The sequence below is a fragment of the Streptomyces sp. NPDC033216 genome (genome assembly GCF_055577115.1).
The window spans coordinates 401740-426991 of the sequence record NZ_JBVIQK010000003.1 but is presented as its reverse complement, the minus strand read 5'-3'; the positions used below and the strand labels follow the sequence as shown (position 1 = coordinate 426991).

The window sequence follows — 25252 nt, the reverse complement described above, 5'->3', positions numbered from 1 at the left end:
CAGTCGGCGGCGCGGGGGCGGCCGGGTCAGTCGGCGAGGAAGCCGTGCAGGGAACGGGTCATCGCGGCGACGAAGGCGTCCCGCGTCCTGTCGTCCAGACGGTCCAGGGACAGGTACGGATTGAGGTCCTCCAGCTCGACCAGCAGCAGCTCGCCGTCCGGGGCCCGGCAGGCGTCGACGCGCTGGATGCCGTGCGCGAGCCCGTTCCAGTCGACGAAGCGACGGGCGAACCGCAGGTCCCGGGCGCTGACGTCGTACGGCTCCAGCTGCCAGCGGCGGTCGGGGTGCGGGGCGTACAGGGCGTACTGGAAGTCGTCGTCGACGAAGTAGAAGGAGATCTCGTGGACGAAGTCGACGCACGGCTGGATCAGGGTGGCGCCGTCGGCCAGGGCCGGCAGGGCGTCGGCGGCGACGAAGCGCAGGCCCAGGGAGTCGGCGCCCAGCTTGGGCTTGACCACGTAGCGGTCGGATGCGGGCAGCCGGGGCAGATCCTCGCGGCGGTCGACGGTGGGGATCACCGGGAAGCCGCCCGCGCTCAGGTCGAGGAGGTACTGCTTGCCCGCCATGTCGGCGCGGCCGGTGAGCGGGTTGTAGACGCGGGTGCCGGCGCTCAGCGCGCGCTCGCGGAAGGCGGCGTACTCCTCGCCGTAGCCGAGGACGGGTCCGCTGTTGCGGACGACGACGGCGTCGAAGGCGTCCATCAGCGAGGCCGCGTCCAGCGGATGGCACAGGGCGAGGTCGAAGTGGGCGCGCAGCCGGGAGGTGAGGAAGACGTCCTCGTCGCCGTAGCGGCGCCCGCGGGCCTCGTAGGCCAGGTCGGTGACGTAGAGGAGACGGGGGCGGACGGCGGACATGCGGGACTCCTGGGCGGTGCGGGCGGTACGCGGCACTGGGCGACGGCGGCGGTGCAGGCAGCGTATGTCGGGTGCGGAGAGGTCCCGCCCGCGGGTCCCGCGACGGGCGTTGTCGTGGCGGTGGGCGTGGGGCGGGCGGGACGTACGATGACAGGGTCGGGAACCGGATCGTCCGACCGGTCCGGGACAGCGTCGTCTCCCCCGTCGTCTCTCCTGTGCGTCTCCGCCTCCTCTGTACGTCTTCGGTACTCCTGAAGGGCTCGCGACTCCCGTGACCACCGCAACACTCCTCGACGGCAAGGCCGCCGCGGCCGACATCAAGAGCGAACTCGCCCTGCGCGTGCAGGCGTTGAAGGAGCGCGGGATCGCGCCGGGGCTCGGCACGATCCTGGTCGGCGACGATCCGGGCAGCCGCTCCTACGTCGGCGGCAAGCACCGCGACTGCGCCCAGGTCGGCATCGCGTCGATCCGCGTGGAGCTGCCCGCCACGGCCTCGCAGGCCGATGTGGAGGCGGCGGTGCTGCGGCTGAACGCCGACCCGGCGTGCACGGGGTTCATCGTGCAGCTGCCGCTGCCCGCACACATCGACACCCATGCGGTGCTGGAGCTGATCGACCCGGTCAAGGACGCGGACGGGCTGCACCCGGCGAACCTCGGTCGGCTGGTGCTCGGCATACCGGCACCGCTGCCCTGCACCCCGCGCGGCATCATCGACCTGCTGCGCCGCAACCACGTGCCCATCACCGGGCAGCAGTTCTGCGTCATCGGCTGCGGTGTCACCGTGGGCCGGCCGCTGGGCCTGATGCTGACCCGCAGCTCCGAGCACGCCACCGTGACCCTGTGCCACGAGGCGACGCAGGACGTCGCCGCGCACGCCCGCGTGGCGGACGTCGTCGTCGCGGCGGCCGGCGTCGCGCACATGGTCACGCCGGACTGGGTCAAGCCGGGCGCCACCGTGCTGTCCGTCGGTCTGACGCGCACCGTCGAGGGCATCCTGGGTGACGTCCACCCGGACGTGAGCGATGTCGCGGGGTCGTTCGCGCCGCCGGTCGGCGGAGTGGGCCCGATGACGCGGGCGATGCTGCTGACCAACGTGGTCGAGGCCGCCGAACGGTTCTGAGGACACTCCCCCGGCGGCTGCACTCAGTTCCCCGCGCAAGGGAACTGAGTGCCACCGCCGCCGGACGGGTGTTACGTTCCCTGCCATGAGCTCCAGTGACAGCGCCGAGGCGGCCGGCACCAAGCCGCCCATGCGGGACGCCCTGGTCGCGGCCGCCTTCCGGCTGTTCCTGGAGCGGGGCTACGAGCAGACGACCGTCGACGACATCGTGGCCCTCGCGGGCGTCGGCCGGCGGTCCTTCTTCCGCTACTTCCCCTCCAAGGAGGACGTGGTCTTCCCCGACCACGAGCGCTGCCTCGCCGACATGACCGCCTTCCTCGCCGCCGACGACGAGGGACGCGACCCGGTGCGCCGGGTGTGCGACGCAGCCCGGCTCGTGCTGCGCATGTACGCCGAGAACCCCTCCTTCTCCGTGCAGCGCTACCGCCTCACCAAGCAGGTGCCCGGACTGCGGGCCTACGAGCTGTCGGTGGTGTGGCGCTACGAACGCGCCCTCGCCGAGTACCTGCGCCACCGCTTCGCCGGCCGGCCCGACGGGACCCTGCGGGCCGACGTGGTCGCCGCCGCCGTGGTCGCCGCGCACAACAACGCGCTGCGCTCCTGGCTGCGTTCGGACGGGGAGGCCGACGCGAGCGCGACGGTGGACCACGCCCTCGGGTACGTGCAGTCGGCGTTCGGCGCCCCGCCCGCGGCTCCGGCGCGGGGGCGCCCGGACCGTCCGGAGCACTCCCAGCACTCCCAGCACTCCCAGCACTCCCAGCACTCCGAGGATTCCGAACACCCGGAGGACGTGGTGGTCGTCGTGTCGCGGCGCGACGCGCCCCTGTGGCGGGTGGTGCGGGAGATCGAGACCGCGCTCGGCCGGCGGTAGGCCGCCCTCCAGCGGCCTCCGCCATATCGGGGGTACGCAGTGCCTTTACCGGTGGCACTGAGTGCCATACTCTGTGGGCGTGCACGGTGGCACGGCGAACCGCGCACACCCGTGTCCGGGTGAGCCGCGCACGGGGCATTCCGGCCGAAGGCAGGGAGTTGACCAGCGTGTACCACCACTCAGGAAGCGCCGTTCAGCAGGCGGCGGGCTCCTCGGCGGGTCTCCTCGACCGCCAGGCCGCCACGGACACGGACGCGATCCTCTTCCAGCGCTGCACCTGGTGCGGCACCGCCATGTACCACCGGCTGCTGTGCCCGGTGTGCCAGGGCAGCGACCTGCGCACGGAGCGCAGCGAGGGCACGGGCACGGTCCGCCACGCCACGGTGGTGCACCGCAACACCCCGTCCGCGCGCAACGTGTCCCTGGTCGAGATGGCCGAGGGCTTCGTGGTGCGCGGCCGGGTGATGGGCCCGCTCATCGGCATCCACAGCGGTGACCGGGTCCGGCTGTCCACGGCCAAGGACCCGGTGCGGGGCGAGCCGGTCTTCCAACTGCTCGACGAGCCGTACCGGGCCTGGCACTGACCCGGCGGCCCTCCCGTACGACAGGTTCGCGTACGGGCGCGGCACGGGCGGTCACGGGTGACCGGATTCTTGTCCCGCGCGGACGGAATCCGACACGGAACCATCGGCACAGGCAACCCACAGGTCCCCTTTCGCTTCCTTCGTGACGCGAGGGGCTCCGGATACGGACGGGGTCCCCGCGCTCCGAACGTTGAGGAGTGGACCCTTGATCCGTGCCCGGCGAATAGGTGTCACCGCGGTGACCGCGCTCGCGGCCCTGGCGGGAACACCGGGACTGGCACAAGCCCGGCAACCGTCCGAGACAGGGCCGTCGACCATCTCGTCCGACAGCGGTCTGCCGCCCGGCTGGCAGGTCGGCGGCGAGGGTGCGGCGCGCGAACTGGTGTGGCGCTCGCCCACGCCCGTGCCCATGGGCGACGCCCGCGTGGAGTTCCGCGCCGGCGACCGGTCGCTCGGCGCCCCGAAGGCGGAGAACGACGGCCGTACGTTCCGGCTGTCCCTCGCCGCCGTCGGCGACGCCCCCCTGAAGGACCTTCAGGTCCTGTCGAGCGGACGCCGGCTGGACGCGCCCGCCGGCCGGACCGCGAGGCGACACCGCGACGCGCTGTCCGCCCCGAACCCCCCGGCCGCGTCCGCGGCGAACTCCGTGGACCCCGGCAGGCCGGGGGTCTACCGCACGACCTCCGGTGAGTACGGTCTCGACCCGGTGAAACTGCCCGGCTTCGCCGAGCCGGTCGAGATGCGGGCCGTGGTGGTGGCGCCCCGGGGCACCACAGGCAAGCGGCCCCTCGCACTCTTCCTGCACGGCCGTCACAGCACCTGCTACAAGCCGGGCGGCGACGACGTGACCGGCGACTGGCCCTGCCCCGCGGGCACCAAGGCGATCCCGAGCCACCGCGGGTACCTCAAGGACCAGCAACTCCTCGCCTCGCAGGGTTATGTGACGGTGTCGATCTCCGCCAACGGCATCAACGCCCAGGACTGGGAGGCCGAGGACGGCGGCGCGCAGGCCCGTTCCTCGCTGGTGCGACAGCACCTCGCGAGATGGGCCGGCTGGGCCGCCCGCCCCGGCGCCGCCCCCGCGGCGGTGCGTAACGCCCCGACCGCCGACCTCTCCCGCGTCCTGCTCGTCGGGCACTCGCGCGGCGGCGAGGGCGTCAACCGGGCGGCGATGGACAGCCTGTACCCGCCACCGGCCGCCCAGGACGGCTACCGCGGTCCGGTCCGCTGGAAGATCCGCGGCACCGTCCTCGTCGGACCGACGGTCTTCGGCCAGAATCCGGTCGCCGACGTGCCGTCCACGACGATCCTGCCCGGCTGCGACGGCGACGTCTCCGACCTCCAGGGCGAGGTGTACGTCGACGGCACGCGCGGCATCAGTCGCGGCACCGCCCTGCACAGCGCCGTGTACATGGTCGGCGCGAACCACAACTTCTTCAACACCCAATGGACGCCCGGTTTGTCCGAGGCACCCTCCTCCGACGACTTCTGGGACGACTCGGAGCAGCCCGACCCGGTGTGCTCCGCGGGCGCCCGCACCCGGCTCACCGCCGACCAGCAGCACCGGGCCGGCGCCACCTACATCGCCGCCGCGGCCCGGCTGTTCGTCGCCGGTGACGACCGGGTGCGCCCCCTGCTCGACGGCTCGGGACGGCGCGCCCCGTCCGCGGACCCGGCCCGCGTGCTGACCCACGCCGTCGGCGCCCGCCGGACGGCCGGGTTCCTCCCCGACGGCGGGGTGAAGGTGACCGGCGGCAGGCTGTGCGCGGCGATCGACCCAGACCCCGCCAAGGCCTGTCTGCCCGCCGACACCAAGGGCTCCTCGCCTCACTTCGCGTGGTGGCAGATGGGCAAGGAGGCAGGCCGCGGCGCGGTCGCACTGACGTGGACGGCGCCGGGCACGGCGACGAGGATCCGCCCGCCCGCGCCGCTCTCCCTCACCGGGGCCCGGAGCCTGGCGCTGCGCGTGTTCGTGCCGCCGAACACGACCGGCACCGCACTGGACGTGTCGGTCACCGACTCCGCGGGCCGTCGGGCCAGGCTCGGCCGGGTCACGGTCGACGGGCTGCCCGGCAGCGAACGCACCGCCTCCTACTGGGCACGCGAGGTGCGCGTCCCGCTGACCGCGGCCACCCGCTCCGGACTCGACCTCAGGCACGTCAAGTCGCTCGAGCTGACGCCGCGTTCGGCGTCCGGGCAGGCCTGGCTGATGGACGCCTGGGGCTGGGCGCCCGGCACCCCGACGGTCGGGGCGGCGGCTCTGCCGCGCGTCGACATCGGCCGTCTCACCGTCAAGGAGGGCGACTCCGGGAGCCGGACCTACCACGTCCCGGTGCGGGTCTCGGGGCACGGCAGCGGCAAGGTCCGCTTCTCCGTCCTGGACCCCGACACCGGCCGGGCCGTGGACAAGCTGGTCACGGTACGGCCCGGAGCCACCCCCGTCGTCGTGGCGGTCCGGGTGGAGGGCGACACCCGCTTCGGCCACGACGAGCCGCACGACCTTCTTGCGAAGGCCGTGCGCGGCGCCGTCGTCGGCTCCTACCGGGGCGGTGTCACCGCGGAGAACGACGACCCCGAGCCCGAGGTGACCATGACCCCGGTCACGGACCGGGTCGCCGAGGGCGGGACGCTGACCTGGCGCATCTCCTTGTCCGAGCCCGCCGACGCGGCGATGTGGCAGCCGGTTCGGGTGGTTCCGGTCACCGAGGGCGCCGAGCTGTCGACCAAGGACGTCGACCCGCGGTGGCTGCTCGACCACGCCGGTGACGGGCCCGATCCGGAGCGCCCGCTGTCCGAGGCGAACCTGTGGGTGTGGACGGAGATCCCCGCCGGGACCACCACCGCCGACTTCACCGTGGTGACGGTGGCGGACCAGGTGGCCGAGCCGGCGGAGTCGGTACGCCTCGCGCTCACCGACGACGAGGCCGGACCGCTTCCCGGCCGTCCCGTCCTGACGGGAACGGTCACGGACGCGTCGTAGCCGGCGCGGCCGCGGTGAGGGGGCCGGTACCGGCCGGTACCGGCCCCCTCACCCGTTCACAGGGTCACGCGGATCCCGACCGTCCCGTCCACGCCCCGCCGGAGCCTGCTGCCGAGCAGCGTCAGGCGGCCGACGACGCCGTACTTGCGTGCGATCAAGGTGCGGTACCGGGCGGTCGTCCGCGCGTCGCAGATCTCGGCGTGGGCCGGGCGCTGCTCGCCGGTGGGGTTGCCGCGCACGTCGCAGGGACCCACCATGACGTCGCCGCGGGCCCTGATCCGCTTCACCTTCCAGGAGTCGGCGGCCGACCACGCCCCGAGCGCCTCCCCGTCGCGCACCACCCACACGGGGGTGGCGACCCCGGTCCCGTTCTTCCGATAGCTGGTGATCAGCAGGTACTTCCCCGCTCCGAGCCGGTCGAGCGCCTTGTCGTCCATGTCCGCAGTGTAGGCACGCGGACCAAGGGTCAGCGCAGCGCGGACGCCATCCGTCGCACCCCCTCCGCGAGGATCTCCGGCGAAGTCCCGAGGTTCAGCCGTACGTGCCCGGCGCCGCCCGGGCCGAAGTCGGGACCGGGGCTGAGGGCGACCCGGCCCCGCTCCAGGAAGATGCGCGCCGGATCGTCGCCGAGGCCCAGCGCCCGGCAGTCCAACCAGGCCAGATACGTCGCCTCGCCCGGCCGGTGCCGGACCCCGGGCAACCGGTCGGCGAGGAGGGCGGCGAGCAGGCGACGGTTGTCGTCGAGGCCGGTGAGCAGCGCGTCCAGCCAGGGCGTGCCGTCGCGCAGGGCGGCGGTGTGGGCGAGGACGCCGACGTGGCTGGGGCCGTGGCCGACCTCCTCCGGCAACAGGGCCAGGTCGGCTTCGGCCGCGGGGCCCGCGACGGCGAGGCCGGCCTTGAGCCCGGCCAGGTTCCACGCCTTCGACGCCGACATCAGCGACAGGCCGTTGTCCGCACCGGGAACGCTCAGATACGGCACGAAGTCGACTCCGCCGGCCGTGAGCGGGGCGTGGATCTCGTCGGCGACCACCCGGACGCCGTACCGGTCCGCGAGTGCCGCCACCGCGGCGAGTTCCTCGGCGGTGTGGACCGTGCCGGTCGGGTTGTGCGGGCTGCACAGCAGATGCGCGGCACGCCCACCGCCCGCGACGGCCCGCCGGTAGGCCGCCTCCAGCACGTCGAGGTCGAGGCGTCCGTCCGCGCCGAGCGGCGCCTCGGCGATCCGGCGGTCCATGTGCTCGACGAACTGGAAGAACGGCGGGTACACCGGCGGGTTCACCACGACCGGGTCGCCGGGCCCGGTCACGAGCTTGAGCATCTCGACGACGCCCAGCATCACGTCGGGCACGATCGCCGTACGCTCGACCGCGAGGCCGTGCCAGCCCCACCGCTCGGCGGCGAACGCGGCCAGCGCCTGCGCGTATCCGGTGCCCGCGGCGTAGCCGGTGTCGCCCAGGGCGAGCGCGTCACCGACCGCCCGGACGACGGGCTCGGCGAGGGGGACGTCCATCTCCGCCACCCACAGCGGCAGGACGTCGTCGGGGTAGGTGCGCCACTTCATGCTCGTGCGGCGCCGGAGGCGGTCGAGGGTGAGGGCGCGCAGTGGATTCGGTTCACCGGACGATTCGTGCGGGATCCTGGTCATGGGCACAAGATAGAGGGCCGCCGGACGAGGGGGATGATCGGAACGGGACAGCGGCGGCGGAAATCGGGGGACCACGCGCGGAGATCAACGCGCCGGTCTAGATTGCTCCTTGGCCCGAAAGCACCGTAAGCCCCCAGGCATCCCAGGAGCAGATCCGTGACCGAGAACCCACCGGCCGTGGACGAGGCGGCGCACTCACTGCGCGACCGCATCAACACCGGCCAGCCGCACACCGCTCGCATCTGGAACTACTGGCTGGGCGGCAAGGACAACTACGAGGTCGACCGCGCCGCCGGCGACCAGATCCGCCGGCTGCACCCGGGCATCGGTGAGTACGCCCGCGCCGACCGCCTCTTCCTGGGCCGTGCCGTGCGCCATCTCGTCCACGACGTCGGGATACGTCAGTTCCTGGACATCGGCACCGGTCTGCCCACCGCGGACAACACCCACGAGGTGGCGCAGGCCGCCGCCCCGGACGCGCGGATCGTCTACGTCGACAACGACCCACTGGTCCTGGCGCATGCCCGCGCCCTGCTCACCAGCACGCCCGAGGGCCGTACCGACTATCTCGACGAGGATCTGCGCAACGTCGACGCGATCCTCGAACACGCGGCGAAGACGCTGGACTTCAGCAAGCCGGTGGCGCTGATACTGCTCGGCGTGGTCATCTTCGTCGGCGACGACGAGGACCCGTACGGCCTGGTGAGGCGGCTGGTCGACAGGCTGCCCGCGGGCAGTCATCTGGTGCTGTCGCACACCATCACCAGCCCGGCGATGCCGGACGTGGACGAGGCCGTCAGGTTCTGGAACGAACACGGCACGCCGAAGCTGACCCAGCGCCCACCCGAGGACGTGGCCCGGTTCTTCGACGGCCTGGAGCTGCTGGAGCCGGGCGTGGTGTCCTGCTCGCGCTGGCGGCCGGAGGAGACCGGCGGGGCGGAGCCGGAGGAGGTCGCCATGTTCGGCGGGGTGGCCCGCAAGGCGTGAGGTGATCGTCCCCGGGCTGAACGCGGCCGGGTCCCGGCACGTAAGGGAGTGAGGGTTCTCGACGACGGGAGGACCCCGCGGTGTTGGGACCGCGCGTTCGCTGTTTCCGGGAGCCATGCATGAGGCACGTACGACGACGGATCGTCCGGCGAGCGACACGGCTGGCGGCCGTCGGCGGGCTCCTCCTGGGAGGTGCCATGGTCACGCAGGCGGCCATGGCGAGCGAGACGCCCGCCACCGCGACCGCGCCGGACGGTGCGGCGCGCTCCGTCACGAGCACCGGCGCGGATCTGGTGAAGCGGCTCGGCACCGCCCGGACGGCGGGCACCTGGGTCGACGCCGAGGGCCGTCCGGTCGTCGCGGTCACCGACGAGGGCACGGCCGCGACGGTCCGCGCGGCGGGCGCCGAGGCGAAGGTCGTCGGGCACAGCATGAACGAGTTGACGTCGGCCGCGGCGGCACTGCGTTCGGCGCCGCGGGTGGCCGGGACCGCCTGGGTGCTGGACTACAGGTCCAACCAGGTCGTCGTGCGCGGCGACAGCACCGTGTCCGCGTCCGACTGGGGGCGGATGACGGAGGTGGCGTCGGGCATCGGCAGCTTCGTCCGCATGGAACGCACCGAGGGCGCCTTCACCACCCGGCTCAACGGGGCCCAGCCCATCCTGTCGACCGGCGGGCGCTGTTCGGCCGGCTTCAACGTGACCAACGGGTCGAACGACTTCATCCTCACCGCCGGTCACTGCGGCCCCGCCGGATCCAGCTGGTTCGCGGACAACCGGGGCACCCAGCAGGTGGGACAGACGGTCAACTCGACGTTCCCCGGCTCCGACTTCTCGCTCGTGCAGTACGCGGGCGGGAAAGCCGGCGCGGGGGCGGACATCGTGGCCATCGGCGACGGCAACGGCGTGCGGATCACGGGCGTGGGCGACGCGGCCGTGGGACAGCGCGTGTTCCGCAGCGGCAGCACCACCGGGCTGCGCGACGGCGAGGTGACCGGCCTGGACGCGACGGTCAACTATCCGGAGGGCACCGTCTCCGGACTGATCGAGACGAACGTGTGCGCCGAGTCCGGCGACAGCGGCGGCCCGATGTTCTCCGACGGCATCGCGCTCGGCGTCACCTCGGGCGGCAGCGGTGACTGCACGACGGGCGGTACGACGTTCTTCCAGCCGGTGACGAAGGCGCTGGCGCAGCTCGGGGTGCAGCTGATCGTGGCGGCGCCGTCCGACGCCGCCCGCGACGGTGCCTCGCCCGCGCCGTCCGAGGGCGCTCCCCAGCCGTCGTCGTCGCCCACACAGGCGGCGGTGGCCCCGGGGTCGGTCACGCCGGGCTCGACGACGCCGGTGACGGGCGGCACGGGCAGCGTGTCACTGGCGGCGAGGCTCACGGATCCGCGCGCCATCGGACCCGGCCTGCTGGTGATCGCGGGCAGTCTGGTCGCGCTGGTGGCGACCCGGTACATCAGGTCGGAGCAGGACCGCAGGGCGTACCAGCGGCAGTACTCGGCCAGCTGGGGATGAGGTGACGCCAGGCACAGTGGCGTCAGGGGACAGATTGTCGGACAGGTCGCCGGACAACGAGAAGGGCACCCACGCGGGGTGCCCGGACGGAGTGGCGAGGGGCGGAGCGGCGAGGCTGGAAGGCCCGCGGCCGGACGGCCGTCAGGCCGCCTCGACCGATTGCGGGGCCACGGCGGCCCACTCCAGGACGAGCCGCCGGTACTCCTCGCGCTGCTCGCCCGTCAGTGTCCCGCCCGACCGGAGCCACAGGGCTCTGATCTCCTCGTTGACCTCCGCGGCCGATCGCTCGGAGAGGTGTTCAACAGTGGTGGACATGGTGTGAATCTTACGGCGCCGAAGGTGAAGGGCGCGTGAGTTATACACGCACTATACGGACAAAACGGACGTGTCACTGATCACGTCCGTCTGCCCGTATCCACGCGCGCCGGTCAGGTGCCGGGCTTGCGGCCGTACACGAAGACGTCGTCACCGGTCTTCAGCAGGGACCAGTACTTCTTGGCGGCCGTCTTCGTCATGTTGACGCAGCCGTGCGAACCGGGCGGGTTCCACATGCTGACGCCGACCGAGTGGAAGGCCTGGCCGCCGTCGAAGAACTGGCTGTACGGCATCGGCACGTTGTAGATGCTCGACACGTGGTCGATGTTGCGCCAGTAGACCTTCTTCAGGCCGGTGCGGGTCTCGTAGCCGTCGCGTCCGGTGCGGACCGGAACCGGCCCGTAGACGAGGCGGCTGCCGTCCTGGATCCAGCTGATCTGGAGCGTGAGGTCGACGCAGGCGATACGGCCCTTGTTGGTCGGGCACTTGCCGGCCTTGTTGGGCTTGCCGCCCACCGCCTTCTGCTTGTTCATGAGATCCATCACCCCCCAGGTGACGGGCCCCGCGTAGCCGATGTTCGGCGAGATGCCGTGCTTGCTCTGGAAGGCCTGGATGGCCTTGCAGTCGGTCGACGACTGCTTGCCGTCGACCGGTCGGCCGAGGAACTTCTCGACCTGCTTCTGGTACGGCCCGGCCTGCGTGGTGCAGCTCGCGGCCTGTGCGGGCGCCGCGCCCAGCGCGAGCGTCAGCGGCGCGATCAGCCCCGTGACGCCGAGCACGACGGCACCTCGTCTGCGTATGTCCCCCATGACTGCCCCTACCCTCTCCCTGGCCCGATTCCGGCGACTCGACCAACTAGACCCGTCTGCCGGTCCTTCGGTTGTAGGGCGGCCCGTACTGTGACGAAACAGTGAACTTCCTCGGGGTCCACCTCCTCACGACCGGACGGGGTGCTCGCGGCCGCACGGCGGCCGGGACCTCGCCGTCGGCCGCCGGACGGGGAAGGGGCTCAGCGGTAGCCCGTGGTGTCCGCCGGCTTCCCCGCGTCCTGGACCTCGACGAGGTAGCGCCAGGCGTCGGGGCGACTGCCGTCGAGGTCGGTGAAGCCGTATTCGGGGGCGAGGCCACCGCTGGACAGTGACCGCCCGTTCCAGCGGGCCACTTCGCGGTCGGCGGCGAGGGCGGCGACGGCACGGCCGACATAGTGGGGCGTCTCGGAGATGGCGAAGTGCGGAACCGTGTCGAGGGCGTCGCGCCAGTTGTCCTCGCGCACCCCGAACTGGTCGAGCATGATCTCGGAACGCAACCAGCCGGGGGTGAGCGCGAGCGCGGTGGCGCCGCGCGGACCGAGTTCGTGGGCGAGGGCGAAGGCCATCCGCAGGACGGAGGCCTTGGCGAGGTCGTAGAAGAAGTTCACGCGGTAGGTGTCCCGGTTGTACTCGGCCGTGCCGTCGGTGACCTCGACCACGAGGCCGCCGGGACGGCGCAGCAGGAGCGGCAGGGCGTGGTGGCTGGTGATCGCGTGGGTCTCGACGGCGAGCCGCAGCAGCCGCAGCCCGTCGTCGAGGTCGTGCTCCCAGACGGGGGTGTCCCAGGCGAAGAGGTTCTCGCCGCCCCAGATGTCGTTGACGAGGACGTCGAGGCGGTCCTGCTCGGCGGCGATCCGGTCGACGAGCGTGCGGACCTGGGCGGAGTCGAGGTGGTCGGTGGGTACGGCGATCCCGTGACCGCCCGCCTCGGTGACCAGGTCGGCGGTGTCCTCGATCGTCTCGGGGCGGTCGTACTCGGAGCGGCGCGCGCGGGTGGTGCGGCCGGTGACGTAGACGGTGGCGCCGGCCGCGCCGAGTTCCACGGCGATTCCCCGCCCCGCCCCTCGGGTCGCCCCGGCGACCAGGGCGACCCTGCCTTCCAGCGGACCGGACATGTGTGACCTCCTGCGGGTGTTCCGTCGATGCCGTCATCGAGGATCACGTGGAAGCCGGACATCTTCTGTCGCTTTTTCCGGCCGGGTCACCCGGCCGGCGGAGGGGATGCGCCGGGGCGGGCCGTCAGTGGCCCCGAGTGATCCACTCCTGGAGGTGGGGAGCCTCCGCGCCGATGGTGGTCGGGTCTCCGTGACCGGTGAGGACCTTCGTCTCGGGCGGGAGGGTCAGGAGGCGGTCACGGATGGAGTCGATGATGGTCGGGAAGTGGGAGTAGGAGCGGCCGGTGGCGCCGGGGCCTCCCTGGAAGAGGGTGTCGCCGGTGAACAGCACACCGAGCCCCGGCTCGTACAGGCAGACCGCTCCGGGCGCGTGACCGGGCGTGTGCAGCACGGTGAGGTCTGCGCCCGCGGCCTCGATGACCTGGCCGTCGGTCAGATGGGCGTCGGGGTCGCGGTGGGGGTGGGTCAGCTTCCACAGCGGCAGGTCGTCGGGGTGCAGCCAGATGGTGGCGCCGGTCGCGTCGGCGAGGGCGGGCGCCGCACCGACGTGGTCGTTGTGGGCGTGGGTGCACACCACGGCCGTCAGCCGACGGTCGCCGAGGGCGGCGAGGATGGCGTCCGCGTCATGGGCGGCGTCGATGACCACGGCCTCGTGGTCGTCCCCGATGATCCACACGTTGTTGTCGACGTCCCAGGTACCGCCGTCGAGACGGAACTGGCCCGAGGTGACGAGGCGTTCGATGCGGGTGGACATCAGAGCACCACCACCGAGCGCAGCACGTCGCCGTGGTGCATCCGCTCGAACGCCTTCTCCACCTCGTCGAGCCGGATGGTCTCGGAGACGAACGCGCCGAGATCCAGGCGGCCTTGCAGGTGAAGGTCGATCAGCATGGGGAAGTCACGGGAGGGCAGGCAGTCGCCGTACCAGGACGACTTCAGCGCGCCACCGCGTCCGAAGACGTCCAGCAGCGGCAGCTCCAGCTTCATCTCCGGGGTGGGCACGCCCACCAGCACGACGGTGCCGGCCAGGTCACGGGCGTAGAAGGCCTGCTTGTACGTCTCCGGGCGGCCGACCGCCTCGATCACCACGTCCGCGCCGAAGCCGCCGGTCAGCTCGCGGATCGCCTCGACCGGGTCCGTCTCCTTGGAGTTGACCGTGTGGGTGGCGCCCATCGTGCGCGCGGTGGCCAGCTTCCGGTCGTCGATGTCGACGGCGATGATCTTCGCCGCGCCCGCCAGGCGGGACCCGGCGATGGCCGCGTCACCGACCCCGCCGCAACCGATGACGGCGACGGTGTCGCCGCGGCCGACGTTGCCCGTGTTGATCGCCGCGCCGATGCCGGCCATCACACCGCAGCCCAGGAGTCCGGCCACCGCCGCGGAGACGGACGGGTCGACCTTGGTGCACTGACCGGCCGCGACCAGCGTCTTCTCCGCGAACGCCCCGATACCCAGCGCCGGTGACAACTCCTGTCCCGTGGCGGCGAGCGTCATCTTCCGGCTCGCGTTGTGGGTGTCGAAGCAGTACCAGGGGCGTCCGCGCAGACAGGCCCGGCACTGGCCGCACACCGCCCGCCAGTTCAGGACGACGAAGTCGCCGGGGGCGACGTCGGTGACGCCCTCGCCGACCGACTCCACGACACCGGCCGCCTCGTGGCCCAGGAGGAAGGGGAAGTCGTCGTTGATGCCGCCCTGCTTGTAGTGCAGGTCGGTGTGGCACACCCCGCAGGCCTGGATCTCCACCACGGCTTCCCCGGGTCCGGGGTCGGGCACGAGAATCGTCTCCACCCGCACCGGTTCGTTCTTCCCCGGTGCGATCACTGCGCGCACTTCCTGCGCCATGGTGCTGTTCCTTTCGTCGGCGGCCGACCGTCCGCCTCCGACCCTACGCGTGAGCGATCGGCGGGGGACGTACATCGAGCCAGGTCACCGGCCGCGAGGCGGTGCCGGGGCCGGGTTCCACGGGCGTCGACGTAGCCTGAACGCCGCAACCCGACCCGGATCGAGGAGCCTCGTGAGCATCGCAGAGACGGCCGCCGTCCAGCCTCCGTGGCGGCTGCTGCTCGACTACGTCGGACCGCACCGCTGGACGCTGCTGGCGGGGGCGCTGCTCTCGCTCGTGACGGGGGCGACCGGGCTGCTGCTGCCGCTGGTGGCGCGGGCGCTGATCGACGACCTGTCCCACGACCGCGCGATCACCGGCGCGTTGGTGCTGCTGTCGGTCCTGGTCGTCAGCAACGCGGCGGTCGGCGCGCTGGGTTCGTACGTGCTGCGGCGCACGGCCGAGTCGGTGGTGCTGGGCGCGCGCCAGGCGCTGTCGTCGTATCTGCTGCGGCTGCGCATCGCGGCGGTGGACCGCAGTGAGCCCGGTGACCTGATGGCCCGCATCACCTCGGACACCACCCTGCTGCGGGAGGTCACCACCGATTCGCTGGTCGGTCTCGGCACCGGCGGGCTCACGCTCGTCGGGACGGTGGTGCTGATGGGGGTGGTGGATTTGGTGCTGCTCGGGGTCACCCTGGGGGTGATCCTGGTCGCGGGCACGGTCATCGGGGTGATCGTGCCGCGCATCAACCGGGCCAGCCGCCGTGCGCAGGACGCTGTCGGGGTGATGGGTGCCTCGCTGGAGAGGGTGCTGGGGGCGCTGCGCACGGTGAAGGCGGCGGGTGCCGAGGACCGTGAGGAGAAGGCGCTGCACGCGGCGGCGCACGACTCGTGGCGGCAGAGCGTGTCGGCCGCCAAGTGGTCGGCGGCCGCGGGCAACACGGCCGGTCTGGCCATGCAGAGCGCGTTCATCACGGTGCTGGCGGTGGGCGGTGCGCGGGTCGCCACGGGCGCGATCGACATCGCGACGCTGGTGGCCTTCCTGCTGTACGTCTTCTATCTGATGTCGCCGATCCAGCAGGTCATCGGCGCGGTCGTGCAGTACCAGGCCGGCTCGGCGGCGCTCAGCCGCATCCAGGAGACGCTGCTGCTGCCCGCCGAGCCGGCGTCCCGCCCCGCGCCCCTGCCCGCGCCGACGGACCAGCCGGCCTCGCTGGCCTTCACCGACGTCCGCTTCCGGTACGCCGCCGATCTGCCGTACGTCCACCACGGGGTGACGTTCGACGTCCCGGCGCGCGGCATGACCGCGTTCGTCGGCCCCTCCGGCGCCGGGAAGACCACGGTGTTCTCACTGATCGAGCGGTTCTACGACCCCGACTCCGGGACGATCACCCTCGACGGCCGGCCACTGCCGGACTGGGAGCTGGGCGCACTGCGTGCCGCCATCGGCTATGTCGAGCAGGACGCCCCGGTGCTGTCGGGGACCCTGCGCGACAACCTGCTGCTGGGGAACGCGGAGGCCGACGACGACACCGTGCGGCGGGTGCTGAGGACGACCCGTCTCGACGGGCTGGTCGGCGGACTGCCGGACGGGCTCGACACGCGTGTCGGGCACCGCGGGACCAAGCTGTCCGGCGGGGAGCGCCAGCGGGTGGCCATCGCCCGCGCCCTGCTGCGCAGCCCGCGCCTGCTGCTGCTGGACGAGGCGACGTCCCAACTGGACGCGGTGAACGAGGCGGCCCTGCGCGACACCGTCGCGGAGGTGGCCCGTACGACCACCGTCCTGGTGGTCGCGCACCGGCTGTCCACGGTCACCTCGGCCGACCGGATCGTCGTCATGGAGGCCGGGCAGGTGCGCGCGGTGGGCACCCACCGTGAGCTGGTGGCGGCCGACCCGCTCTACGCCGAGCTGGCGGCGACACAGTTTCTGGCGGCGGCGGGCTGAACGCCGGCGGGGGCCGCGCGGAGTGCGGGCGGCCACCGCGCGGGACACGGGAACGTGCGACCCGAGTCAGGGGTGGACGGCCGGGAGCGGCCCGGTGACCGGGGTGACGAGAGCGGCGACCTAGCGCAGCTCGTTCAGCTGCTGGAGGCGGTACAGCTCGTTCAGCTCACCGAGGTGGTCCGGGGCCGGCGTCGGCTCGGCGCGCTGCCCCTCGGGGAACGGCGCCTCGGCGAGCGAGTCCAGTCCGGTGATGGGGTTCAGCTTGCCGACGGCCGGAGCCTCGGCGGCGCTCGCCAGGGGTGCGGCGAGGCCGGTGACCCCGGCGGCGAGAGCGGCGACGGCGACGATGCGACGAGTGGAGATCATGCCTACAGCAACGCGCCGGAGGGCCCCTCGGACACGGGTGTGCCGCGGCGTCACCCGAGGGGGCGTGGCACGTCGCCCGCGCTTGCCCGGCGCGGTGCGGCGCAGGAGTCTGGGCCCCACCCCGCGGGCCGCAGTATGTTCAGCAGTTGCCGCACCAGTTCGTCCACGGCCTCGTCCAGGGTCGCGTCCACCCAGCCCGCGCTCCAGTCGTGCAGGAGGCCGTTGACACTGCCGATGAAGGCCGTCGCCGCGAGACGGTAGTCGCGGGGGGCCGCCTCCCCCCGGTCGGCGGCGGCCGCGGCCTCGGCGCGGATGAGTTCCACCCAGCGGGCGCGCCGTGCCAGGCGCTGTTCCTCCATGCGGGGGCTGACACCGACGATCTCGACGAAGGTGATGCGGATGTGGCGCGGGTCGGCGGTGACACTGCCGGCGTAGGCGCGGAAGATCGCCGCGACCCGCTCCGCGAGCGGCAGGTCCCGGGCGGTGGCGAGCGCGGCCACGACCGCCTCCTCCGCCCAGTCGTTGACCTGGAGATGCAGCGCCGCGAGGACGTCCTCGAGGGTGCGGAACTCCTCGTAGAACTGACGCGTCGACAGCCCGGCCGCCTCACTGAGCGCCGCGACGGTCGTGCCCCGGTAGCCGGGGCTGTCGCCGAAGAGTCGCAGCGCCGCGTCCAGGAATCTGCGCCGCCGTTCGGCCTGCCGTTGTGCGGCGGACTTGCCGGCGTATCGGCCGGTCGGCGCCCTGAGCCTGCCCGCCACGGTTCCCCCCTCGTCGCTCCGTCTCTCGATTTTGTCGTGCGCGTGGTCTTGTGGCGAAGCACGCCCTTCCTTACTTTCCAGTAAGTCAACTTTGAACGCACCCGTGTTCAGATTCGGGACCTCCCACCCCCCAGAGGAGAGAGCAGACATGGCTGCCTTCAGAACCAGGCACCTTTGCTCCGTAGCCGCCGCCCTCGTCATGACCGTCACCGCCCCCACCGCCGTCGCCGACGCCGCGACCGCCACCACCGACGCCGCGGCGCTGCGCCAGGTGCTGCTGGTCGCCAACAACTGGGACGGCACCGCCGACGTCATCAAGTCCACCGGGGACTACGCGAGGATCGGCCGGATCAACGTCATCCCCGACAAGGACCAGCGCATGGCGGAGATCAACGCCGACCCGGTCCGGTGGATCGCCTTCATGACGATCCGCAACAGCGTCGGCGAGGGTCACGACCAGTTCGTCGACGACATGTACTCCACGCCGGACGGCACCTCCGTGGTGGTCTCCCGGCCCAGCTTCGCCGACGTCGTCTCGATCAACCTGTCGACGGGTGCCGTGAACTGGCGCTTCCCCGTGTCGGGTTACCGGTCCGACCACATGGCCGTCTCCCCCGACGGCAAGCGGGTCGCGGTCTCCGCGTCGACGTCGAACACCGTCCACGTGCTCGACATCACCAACGGCAAGCAGCTCGGTTCGTACGCCACGGGCGACAAGCCGCACGAGAACATCTTCACCAAGGACGGCAAGTACATCTGGACCATGTCGATCGGCGACGTGACCACCGCCCTCGACGCGCCGTGGCTGGACTGGACGAAGGGCGACCGGCGCATCACCGTCGTCGACGCGACGACGTACCAGCCGGTGAGGACGATCGACATGCGGCAGCGGCTGGACGCCGTCGGTCTCTCGGACCACTCGGACGCCGTGCGCCCTGCCGTGTTCTCCCCCGACGAGTCCACGCTCTACTTCCAGGTCTCCTTCTTCAACGGGTTCTTCGAGTACGACATCGCCTCGGACCGGATCACCCGGACCAAGACGCTGCCGAAGAACTCCGCGACGAGCGACGACCGCACCACGTTCGTCAACGACTCCCGGCACCACGGTCTGTCGATGCGGCCGGACGGCAGCAAGCTGTGCGTGGCGGGCACGATGGACGACTACGCGACCGTCGTCGACCGCGCCACCCTCCGGGAGGGCCCGCTGGTCCCCGTCTCCAAGCCGTACTGGGCGACGGTCGGCGGCGACGGCAAGGACTGTGTCGTCTCCGAGAGCGGCGCCGACCAGGTCACGGCGATCGACTTCGCCACCGGCCGCAAGGTCGTCTCGGTGCCGGTGGGAGACCACCCGCAGCGGGTGCGGCTCGGTCATGTCGCGGCCGACTGGAGGTCTCCGGCCGGCTGAGCCCGACCGTCCGCCCGTGCGCGGGGCTGCGGCGCGGATCCCGGCGCACGGGCGGGTCCGTCACCCGCCGATCCGCTGCGCCGCCCAAGCGGCCAGTTCAGCGCGGGCCGCGGCCAGCAGGGCAGCGGAGGGGGCGGTGGCGCCGTTGGTCACCAGGGCGTAGTGCAGGGTGCCCGAGTCCGTGTCGGTGAGCAGCAGGCGCCGGCTTCCGGTACCGCCCGGCTCGGCGGCGACGCCGACCGGGGTGGTGGCGGTGTACACCGGCGGGGCGTGGGCCGTGCCCAGGTCGGAGACCACGGTCGTCGACGCGGTCGGGAACGAGGCGGGCAGGTGCAGCTCGGTCGGCGCGGAGCCACTGCCGGAACGCCACACGAGCAGGCCGTACTGCCCGGTGCCGACGAGTTGGGCCACGCCGGGCAGCGAACTCGGCACCGGGTTCCAGGTGAGGGTGGTCGAGCCGTCGCGGGAGCGGTCCTCGTAGGTGAAGGCGAGGGTCGTGCCGGAGGCGGCGCTGGGGTAGATCCGGTCGAGCAGCCGCATGTCCTGACGAAGCGTCACCCTGCCGCTGTCGTCGAGGCGTACGGCGGAGAGGTCCTCGTCGTTCCACGCGTCGCCGGCGGTGAGCACCTTGTCGGGGTTGCCGTTCATCAGCTCGTGGTGACGGCCGTGGTAGATGTCCCACTGCCACTGGTTGCCGGAGAGGACCGGTCCGGAGGCGGCCGGGTCCGTCCACCAGCCGGCGCCCTTCACGCGGGAGTCGAGTGCCTGGTACATGGCCTTGAGGACGGTCGGCGCCTTGTCGGAGACCGTGCCGGCGAGGGGATGGCCGAACTCGCTGACCACGGCCGTCGTCCCGGCCGCCGCCGCCCGGTCCCGGACGGTGCCGAAGTCGGTGACGTACCGGCCGTCGGCCGCCTTGCCCCACATCAGGACGGCGGAGATGGCCTTCTGGTCGTAGAAGTGGGTGTTGAAGACATAGCGGGAGCCGAGGGTGCCCGCGTCGAGGAGGCCGCCCACCTGCTTCTGGGAGTCGATGTTGGCGTTCCAGAACATGTTCGGCTCGACGAGGGCGGGCTTGTCCTGCCAGCCGGCCGCGTCCATGCGGGCCCGGAACCTGACGTAGAAGGGCCACAGCAGGTCGCGTTCCCAGGTGCGGCTGGTCTGACCGGGGTCGTAGGTGCCGGCGTAGGGCTCGTTGTAGGGGTCGAAGCCGATGACGCCGGCGAACTCCTCGGCGGTGAGATGCTGCCGGACGTACGTCATGGTCTGCTGCGCGGTGGCCAGGAAGGCGTCCTGGACACCGTACGCGTTGTGCCAGAAGTCGCGCTGGGCGGCCTTCACCGCGCCGTTCTGGGTGATGTTCTGGCCCCAGAAGAGGCAGATCCCGCAGGACTCGTCAGGGTAGTCGCCCAGCTCCACCGCCCACCCGGGGGCGCCGTCGCCGGTGTACCAGCTGTCGGGGTCGAAGAGGTGACGGGAGTGGAGGTCCTGGTGGAAGTCGGGGTAGACGCGGATGCCGGCGTCCAGGAAGGCGCGCATCTGGTCGGTGGCCGCGGCCAGGTAGGCGGTGTCGACCTGGCCGCGCACCGGTTCGGCGTAGGCCCAGGAGAGCAGGAACCGCACGGAGTTGCCGCCGCCGAGGGCCCGCAGGGCGGTCGCCGACTTCTTCGCGTCGGCGACCGAGGCGAAGGGCAGGCCCTTGTTCTCGGCGAGCTTGGTCTCGCCGGAGACGTTGTAGCCGCGCAGCACCACCTCGCGGCCGGTGCCGTCCACGAAGCGGCCGCCGGACACGGTGAGCGCGGTGCCGTCGAACGGGAGGGAGTCGGGGAGGGGGGCGGCGGTGGCGGCCGGGGTGCCCGCCACCGTCAGGAATCCGCAGAGTCCGCAGAGGACGACCAGAACAGCGAGCAGACGTGCCCGGATATTCGGCATGTCCACTACAGTCCGACCCTTTCCGGACACCGTCAATACCTTCTGACTCACGAGTAAGTTGACTTTCCGTCACCTCGGCTCGCGCGGCTCGACTCAACTGCTCCTGCGGCCCGTCACGTTCAGCAGGTACTCCTTCCGGTCGAGCGGGTTGTGGTCGGTGCGCGGGCGCTCGGGGAGCCTGCCGTGGACGACGGGGGCGTAGTGGTCGAAGGCGCTCTCCAGCTCACCCTCGCCCCGCGTCAGCCCCGGCAGCCGCTGCTCCAGGGCGTGCACCCGGGCGGCCGGCACCGTGCCCTCCAGCACGCACAGCACGCCCCGGGTCCGCGTCGCGCGCGGTACGGCCCGCAGGGCGGCCAGCACCGGCAGCAGCGCGCCGAGGCTGTCCACCGGGGCCTCGATCCGGAACCGGTGCATCGGCTCGTGCACCTGTGTCCCCGCCCGGCGCAACGCCTCGACCAGGACCAGCGGGGTCAGGCCCCGGAAGTCGTACCCGGTGCTCGACATGCTCTTGTCGAAGCCCTGATGGGCGTGGCTCTGACGGGGCGAGTACCCGCAGTGCGTCATGGTGACCGCCGCGTCGGTGACCCGCCAGCCGTGCAGCCCCTGGCCGAGCGTCTCGCGCACGGTGTCCTCGACCGCCTTGAAGAAGGCGTACGGCATGGATCCCAGCTCCACCTCCAGGCCGAAGGTCACGCCGCTGCCCGGCGGGGCGGGCTCGACGCGCAGGCCGACGGTGGCGAGGAAGGGGTTGCCGTCCCCCTTGTCGAACTCGACGGCCGCTCCCGGGCCGGCCGGACGCTCGACGCACAGGGGTGTCGTCTCGCGGAAGGTGACCCCGAGCCCGTACTCCTCGGCGAGAGTGGCCTGGACGACCTCCTTCTGCACCTCGCCGTAGAGCGACACGGAGACCTCCTGGCGTACCTCGTCGTGGCGCAGGCCGATCAGCGGGTCCTGTTCGGCCAGCTGGGTCAGCGCGAGGTGCAGCGAGCGGCGGTCGGTGTCCGGTCCGGGCACCACGACCGTCTCCAGGGTGGGCGGCGCGAAGACGTGGCCGGGACCGGTGCGCGGGACACCGAGGCTGTCGCCGATCCTGACCTCGGGCAGGCCCCACAGCCGGGCGATGTGGCCCGCCTCGGCAGTCTCCCGCCGCACGTCGGTGCCCTGCTCGAAGACACTGATCGCGGTGACCTTGCCCTCCCGCCCGCCGAAAGGGACGCGGTCGCGGGTGCGCAGGGTGCCGGAGAAGAGGCGGGCGTAGGCGACCTTCTCCCCCGCCGGTCCCCGCTCCACCTTGAAGACCGTCCCGCAGAGCGGGCCCTCGCGGTCCCCGGCGGCCGGCGGAAGCAGGTCCCTGATGCCGGCGATCAGCTCCGGAACGCCGGCCCCGGTCGCCGCCGAACCGAAGAAGACGGGGTGGACGCGGGATTCGCGGGTCTGGGCGACCAGGGCCGCCCGCAGTCGCTCCGGGGTGAGCGATCCGTCGACGTACGCGGCGAGGAGGTCGTCGTCGTGGTCGGCGAGCACGTCGGGGGCGGGCATGCCGGGGCGGAACGCTGCCCGGGGGGTGCCGAGGCCCGTGACGGCGCCCATCGCCACGACCGGCGCGCAGAGCCGGCCGGACAGCTCTCGCAGGACACCCTCGTAGCGGGCGCCGCGCCGGTCGGTCTTGTTGACGAAGACGAGCGTGGGGATGCGCAGCCGCCGCAGGGTCCGCATCAGGACGCGCGTCTGCGCCTGGACACCTTCCACCGCCGAGACGAGGAGCACGGCGCCGTCGAGCACGCCGAGGGCGCGTTCCACCTCGGCGATGAAGTCGGGGTGGCCGGGGGTGTCGATCAGGTTCACGGTGACGTCGTCGACCGGGAAGGAGACCACGGCCGCCTTGATGGTGATGCCCCGCCGGCGTTCCAGTGCGAGGGTGTCGGTGTGGGTGCTGCCGGCGTCTACGCTGCCGATCTCGTCGGTGATCCCGACGCAGTGCAGCAGCCGCTCGGTGAGGCTGGTCTTACCGGCGTCGACGTGGGCGAGGATCCCGAGGTTGAGCAGGTGCACGGAACGTCATGTCCTTCGGAGTGGGGGTGATTCCTTCCTGGGGGGACATGAACGCTGCTCGCATCTGTGCTCCTGGATCGTCCGGTGACGGGTCTCGTGCAGTCCAGCAGACGGGCGGTGGCGGCGGCAACGGGATTAGGGCCTGTACGGTGCCGGGCCGGCGCCGGGAAGGAGCGGGACGTGCGTGAGATTCTCCCGGTGCTGAAGGGCTGGTACGCGGCCGGGGAGCCGTTCGCGCTCGCCACCGTGGTCGCGGTCAGCCGCAGCGCGCCGCGCGATCCGGGCGCCGCCATGGCGGTCGGTCCGCACGACGAGGTCGTGGGCAGTGTCTCCGGGGGGTGCGTGGAGGGGGCGGTGTTCGAGCTGGCGCGGGAAGTGGTGACGAGCGGTGAGGCCCGGCTGGAGACCTTCGGCTACACCGACGAGGACGCCTTCGCGGTGGGCCTGACCTGCGGCGGCGAGATCACCGTGCTGGTGCGGCCCGTCGAACCCGGCCTCGACCCGTCGTTCGGGGCGGTCGCCGAGTCGGTCGCGGCGGGCCGGCCGGTGACCGTCGCCACGGTCACCGACGGGCCCGCCCGGCGCGGGGCCACGCTCGCGGTGTGGCCGGAGGGGACCTCCGGCACGCTGGGCACGGCCGGCCTGGACGCGGCGGTCGCCGCCGACGCGCGCGGCGAACTGGCCCTGGGCGCCACCGGCGTACGGCACTACGGGCCACGTGGTCAGCGGCGCGAGGACGCCGTACCGGTGTTCCTGCACTCGTTCGCGCCCCCGCCGCGGATGCTGGTGTTCGGGGCGATCGACTACGCGGCGGCCGTCGCCCGGATCGGGGACTTCCTCGGCTACCGGGTCACGGTGTGCGACGCGCGGCCCGTGTTCGCCACCCCGCGCCGTTTCCCGGCGGGCGTCGAGGTGGTCGTGGAGTGGCCCCACCGCTATCTGCGCGGGACGGCTACCGACGGGCGCACCGTGATCTGTGTGCTGACCCACGACCCGAAGTTCGACGTGCCGCTGTTGGAGGTCGCGCTGCGCCGGCCCGCCGCGTACATCGGGGCGATGGGCAGCCGCCGTACCCACGACGAGCGCAGGGGCCGGCTCGTCGACGCCGGGCTGACGGAGCGTGAGCTGTCCCGGCTGCGCTCACCGGTGGGGCTCGACCTGGGGGCGCGCACGCCCGAGGAGGTGGCGGTGTCCGTGGCCGCCGAGATCGTCGCGCTGCGCTGGGGCGGCAGCGGGGCTCCGTTGACGACGACGGCCGGAGCGGTCCACCCCCCGCGCCCCGTGCCTTAGCCCGCTCGGCTCAGCGGGGCGGCAGGCGGTGCAGCACGACGTCCGTCAGCCGGCCCACGTCCACGACGGCGGTCAGGTAGGTGCAGTGCGGTTGGCGTCGGCGGTCGGTCGGGGAACCCGGATTGAGCAGCCGCAGCCCGCCGGGGGCGGTGCTGTCCCACGGGATGTGGCTGTGGCCGAAGACCAGGACGTCGAGGTCGGGGAAGCGGGCGGCGCAGCGGGCCTCCCGGCCCTTCGCGGGGCCGGTCTCGTGGACCACCCCGAGGCGCAGCCCCCCGAGATCGGCGTACGCGAACTCGGGGAGCCGGGCGCGCAGTCCCTCCCCGTCGTTGTTGCCGTACACGCCGATCAGCCGACGGCTGCGGCGCTCCAGCAGATCGAGGGTGGCCGTGTCGACCCAGTCCCCCGCGTGCACGACGACATCAGCCCCGGGGAGGGCGTCCAGCAGCGGCGCCGGGAGCGCCTTGGCGCGCTTGGGGAGGTGGGTGTCGGACATCAGCAACAGTCGCACGCCCTCAGCGTACGGCGGCGGGCGGGTCTCCCGGTCCGCGCGACGCGCTCCCGGCCGCCTCGACCCCTTTCCCGGTCCTGTCGGCCGCTTCGGTCCGGTTCCGGGTGGTCTGGCTCTCGGCACGCTCAGGCTTTTCCCGGACCGCCGGCGGACCTCTCAGTCCTCACCCCTGACGATGTTGCCCTGCGGGCCGGAGCGCACCGCGGGCGCGATGCCGGGCGGCTCCACGGCCGGTGTCCAGGTGCGGGGCGCGGCCTTGGTGCCGCGCAGCCTGCGGGCCCTGGCCCAGCCGGTTTCCCGCCGGTGGGCGGTGCGCTCGTCGAGAGGCGAGGACGTCACAGCCGTTCATCGCCTTTCTGCGTCACG

Annotated in this window: 23 protein-coding genes; 9 read left to right on the top strand and 14 right to left on the bottom strand. The window is 72.5% G+C overall.

The genetic code is table 11. The annotated features are described in order from the left end of the window. Positions 1-26 precede the first annotated feature (26 nt). Positions 27-854 carry an ATP-grasp domain-containing protein gene (locus tag ACZ5Y0_RS08595; RefSeq protein ID WP_469127870.1) on the bottom strand — a complete coding sequence of 276 codons (828 nt, stop codon included), beginning with the start codon at positions 852-854 and terminating at the stop codon, positions 27-29. Positions 855-1125: 271 nt separating this feature from the next. Between ACZ5Y0_RS08595 and ACZ5Y0_RS08590 the strand changes: the two genes are divergently transcribed. The 4 genes from ACZ5Y0_RS08590 to ACZ5Y0_RS08575 all read left to right on the top strand — a co-directional run bounded on the left by ACZ5Y0_RS08590 (position 1126) and on the right by ACZ5Y0_RS08575 (position 6409). Beyond that, on the top strand, positions 1126-1974 hold the full coding sequence (locus tag ACZ5Y0_RS08590) for a bifunctional methylenetetrahydrofolate dehydrogenase/methenyltetrahydrofolate cyclohydrolase (protein ID WP_469127869.1): 849 nt from the start codon (positions 1126-1128) through the stop codon (positions 1972-1974). Between the two features lie 85 nt (positions 1975-2059). After that, on the top strand, positions 2060-2845 hold the full coding sequence (locus tag ACZ5Y0_RS08585) for a TetR family transcriptional regulator (RefSeq protein ID WP_469127868.1): 786 nt from the start codon (positions 2060-2062) through the stop codon (positions 2843-2845). 167 nt (positions 2846-3012) lie between these two features. Further along, positions 3013-3429 (top strand): Zn-ribbon domain-containing OB-fold protein, encoded by a 417-nt coding sequence (locus tag ACZ5Y0_RS08580; protein ID WP_469127867.1) that lies wholly within the window; start codon positions 3013-3015, stop codon positions 3427-3429. Positions 3430-3634: 205 nt separating this feature from the next. Continuing rightward, the gene (locus ACZ5Y0_RS08575; protein ID WP_469127866.1) at positions 3635-6409 is read left to right on the top strand and encodes an alpha/beta hydrolase family protein; all 2775 of its coding nucleotides are present in this window, start codon (positions 3635-3637) and stop codon (positions 6407-6409) included. Positions 6410-6465: 56 nt separating this feature from the next. On the opposite strand, the gene ACZ5Y0_RS08570 is transcribed toward ACZ5Y0_RS08575, so the two are convergent. Both ACZ5Y0_RS08570 and ACZ5Y0_RS08565 read right to left on the bottom strand, forming a co-directional pair. Next, on the bottom strand, positions 6466-6846 hold the full coding sequence (locus ACZ5Y0_RS08570; RefSeq protein WP_469127865.1) for a PPOX class F420-dependent oxidoreductase: 381 nt from the start codon (positions 6844-6846) through the stop codon (positions 6466-6468). A 29-nt stretch (positions 6847-6875) separates the two neighbouring features. Then, complete coding sequence (locus ACZ5Y0_RS08565; RefSeq protein WP_469127864.1) at positions 6876-8054, bottom strand: MalY/PatB family protein; 1179 nt, start codon at positions 8052-8054, stop codon at positions 6876-6878. Positions 8055-8210: 156 nt separating this feature from the next. Between ACZ5Y0_RS08565 and ACZ5Y0_RS08560 the strand changes: the two genes are divergently transcribed. Then, complete coding sequence (locus ACZ5Y0_RS08560; RefSeq protein WP_469127863.1) at positions 8211-9041, top strand: SAM-dependent methyltransferase; 831 nt, start codon at positions 8211-8213, stop codon at positions 9039-9041. Between the two features lie 119 nt (positions 9042-9160). Beyond that, the gene (locus ACZ5Y0_RS08555; protein ID WP_469127862.1) at positions 9161-10561 is read left to right on the top strand and encodes a S1 family peptidase; all 1401 of its coding nucleotides are present in this window, start codon (positions 9161-9163) and stop codon (positions 10559-10561) included. Between the two features lie 141 nt (positions 10562-10702). Here ACZ5Y0_RS08555 and ACZ5Y0_RS08550 read toward each other — a convergent pair whose 3' ends face one another. The 5 genes from ACZ5Y0_RS08550 to ACZ5Y0_RS08530 form a co-directional block, all read right to left on the bottom strand. Continuing rightward, entirely contained in the window at positions 10703-10876 is a 174-nt protein-coding gene (locus ACZ5Y0_RS08550; RefSeq protein WP_469127861.1) for a hypothetical protein, read from the bottom strand. Between the two features lie 113 nt (positions 10877-10989). After that, on the bottom strand, positions 10990-11685 hold the full coding sequence (locus ACZ5Y0_RS08545; RefSeq protein ID WP_469127860.1) for a L,D-transpeptidase family protein: 696 nt from the start codon (positions 11683-11685) through the stop codon (positions 10990-10992). Between the two features lie 200 nt (positions 11686-11885). Next, positions 11886-12800 carry an SDR family oxidoreductase gene (locus ACZ5Y0_RS08540; protein ID WP_469127859.1) on the bottom strand — a complete coding sequence of 305 codons (915 nt, stop codon included), beginning with the start codon at positions 12798-12800 and terminating at the stop codon, positions 11886-11888. Between the two features lie 124 nt (positions 12801-12924). Next, positions 12925-13554, bottom strand: a complete 630-nt coding sequence (locus tag ACZ5Y0_RS08535) for an MBL fold metallo-hydrolase (RefSeq protein WP_469127858.1) — start codon at positions 13552-13554, stop codon at positions 12925-12927. Beyond that, positions 13554-14642 carry an S-(hydroxymethyl)mycothiol dehydrogenase gene (locus ACZ5Y0_RS08530; protein ID WP_469127857.1) on the bottom strand — a complete coding sequence of 363 codons (1089 nt, stop codon included), beginning with the start codon at positions 14640-14642 and terminating at the stop codon, positions 13554-13556. Before ACZ5Y0_RS08530 ends, ACZ5Y0_RS08535 begins: the two co-directional genes overlap by 1 nt. Before the next feature lie 172 nt (positions 14643-14814). Between ACZ5Y0_RS08530 and ACZ5Y0_RS08525 the strand changes: the two genes are divergently transcribed. Then, entirely contained in the window at positions 14815-16569 is a 1755-nt protein-coding gene (locus tag ACZ5Y0_RS08525) for an ABC transporter ATP-binding protein (RefSeq protein ID WP_469127856.1), read from the top strand. Between the two features lie 120 nt (positions 16570-16689). Here the strand turns inward: ACZ5Y0_RS08525 and ACZ5Y0_RS08520 are convergent, their stop codons facing one another. Both ACZ5Y0_RS08520 and ACZ5Y0_RS08515 read right to left on the bottom strand, forming a co-directional pair. Continuing rightward, the gene (locus ACZ5Y0_RS08520) at positions 16690-16935 is read right to left on the bottom strand and encodes a hypothetical protein (RefSeq protein WP_469127855.1); all 246 of its coding nucleotides are present in this window, start codon (positions 16933-16935) and stop codon (positions 16690-16692) included. A gap of 50 nt (positions 16936-16985) precedes the next feature. Continuing rightward, positions 16986-17696 carry a TetR/AcrR family transcriptional regulator gene (locus ACZ5Y0_RS08515; protein WP_469127854.1) on the bottom strand — a complete coding sequence of 237 codons (711 nt, stop codon included), beginning with the start codon at positions 17694-17696 and terminating at the stop codon, positions 16986-16988. Between the two features lie 148 nt (positions 17697-17844). Here ACZ5Y0_RS08515 and ACZ5Y0_RS08510 point away from each other — a divergent pair, with 148 nt between their 5' ends. Continuing rightward, on the top strand, positions 17845-19101 hold the full coding sequence (locus ACZ5Y0_RS08510; RefSeq protein ID WP_469127853.1) for a YncE family protein: 1257 nt from the start codon (positions 17845-17847) through the stop codon (positions 19099-19101). A gap of 60 nt (positions 19102-19161) precedes the next feature. On the opposite strand, the gene ACZ5Y0_RS08505 is transcribed toward ACZ5Y0_RS08510, so the two are convergent. Then, entirely contained in the window at positions 19162-21033 is a 1872-nt protein-coding gene (locus ACZ5Y0_RS08505) for an endoglycosylceramidase (protein ID WP_469127852.1), read from the bottom strand. Positions 21034-21126: 93 nt separating this feature from the next. After that, complete coding sequence (locus ACZ5Y0_RS08500; RefSeq protein ID WP_469127851.1) at positions 21127-23085, bottom strand: GTP-binding protein; 1959 nt, start codon at positions 23083-23085, stop codon at positions 21127-21129. A gap of 180 nt (positions 23086-23265) precedes the next feature. On the opposite strand from ACZ5Y0_RS08500, the gene ACZ5Y0_RS08495 reads away from it, so the two are divergent. Then, a complete protein-coding gene (locus tag ACZ5Y0_RS08495; RefSeq protein WP_469127850.1) occupies positions 23266-24375 on the top strand; it encodes an XdhC family protein in 1110 nt (369 codons plus the stop codon). Between the two features lie 10 nt (positions 24376-24385). Here the strand turns inward: ACZ5Y0_RS08495 and ACZ5Y0_RS08490 are convergent, their stop codons facing one another. Together ACZ5Y0_RS08490 and ACZ5Y0_RS08485 are read right to left on the bottom strand one after the other, a co-directional pair. Then, the gene (locus ACZ5Y0_RS08490; RefSeq protein ID WP_469127849.1) at positions 24386-24886 is read right to left on the bottom strand and encodes a metallophosphoesterase family protein; all 501 of its coding nucleotides are present in this window, start codon (positions 24884-24886) and stop codon (positions 24386-24388) included. 156 nt (positions 24887-25042) lie between these two features. After that, on the bottom strand, positions 25043-25225 hold the full coding sequence (locus ACZ5Y0_RS08485) for a hypothetical protein (protein ID WP_469127848.1): 183 nt from the start codon (positions 25223-25225) through the stop codon (positions 25043-25045). Positions 25226-25252 lie beyond the last annotated feature (27 nt).

What these genes read in the sequence shown, in the direction of transcription:
- ACZ5Y0_RS08510 (WP_469127853.1), top strand. Translation starts at nt 17,845, where the DNA reads ATGGCTGCCTTCAGAACCAGGCACCTTTGCTCCGTAGCCGCCGCCCTC.
- ACZ5Y0_RS08545 (WP_469127860.1), bottom strand. Translation starts at nt 11,685, where the DNA reads ATGGGGGACATACGCAGACGAGGTGCCGTCGTGCTCGGCGTCACGGGG.
- ACZ5Y0_RS08540 (WP_469127859.1), bottom strand. Translation starts at nt 12,800, where the DNA reads ATGTCCGGTCCGCTGGAAGGCAGGGTCGCCCTGGTCGCCGGGGCGACC.
- ACZ5Y0_RS08550 (WP_469127861.1), bottom strand. Translation starts at nt 10,876, where the DNA reads ATGTCCACCACTGTTGAACACCTCTCCGAGCGATCGGCCGCGGAGGTC.
- ACZ5Y0_RS08555 (WP_469127862.1), top strand. Translation starts at nt 9,161, where the DNA reads ATGAGGCACGTACGACGACGGATCGTCCGGCGAGCGACACGGCTGGCG.
- ACZ5Y0_RS08535 (WP_469127858.1), bottom strand. Translation starts at nt 13,554, where the DNA reads ATGTCCACCCGCATCGAACGCCTCGTCACCTCGGGCCAGTTCCGTCTC.
- ACZ5Y0_RS08570 (WP_469127865.1), bottom strand. Translation starts at nt 6,846, where the DNA reads ATGGACGACAAGGCGCTCGACCGGCTCGGAGCGGGGAAGTACCTGCTG.
- ACZ5Y0_RS08520 (WP_469127855.1), bottom strand. Translation starts at nt 16,935, where the DNA reads ATGATCTCCACTCGTCGCATCGTCGCCGTCGCCGCTCTCGCCGCCGGG.
- ACZ5Y0_RS08530 (WP_469127857.1), bottom strand. Translation starts at nt 14,642, where the DNA reads ATGGCGCAGGAAGTGCGCGCAGTGATCGCACCGGGGAAGAACGAACCG.
- ACZ5Y0_RS08595 (WP_469127870.1), bottom strand. Translation starts at nt 854, where the DNA reads ATGTCCGCCGTCCGCCCCCGTCTCCTCTACGTCACCGACCTGGCCTAC.
- ACZ5Y0_RS08565 (WP_469127864.1), bottom strand. Translation starts at nt 8,054, where the DNA reads ATGACCAGGATCCCGCACGAATCGTCCGGTGAACCGAATCCACTGCGC.
- ACZ5Y0_RS08585 (WP_469127868.1), top strand. Translation starts at nt 2,060, where the DNA reads ATGAGCTCCAGTGACAGCGCCGAGGCGGCCGGCACCAAGCCGCCCATG.
- ACZ5Y0_RS08505 (WP_469127852.1), bottom strand. Translation starts at nt 21,033, where the DNA reads ATGCCGAATATCCGGGCACGTCTGCTCGCTGTTCTGGTCGTCCTCTGC.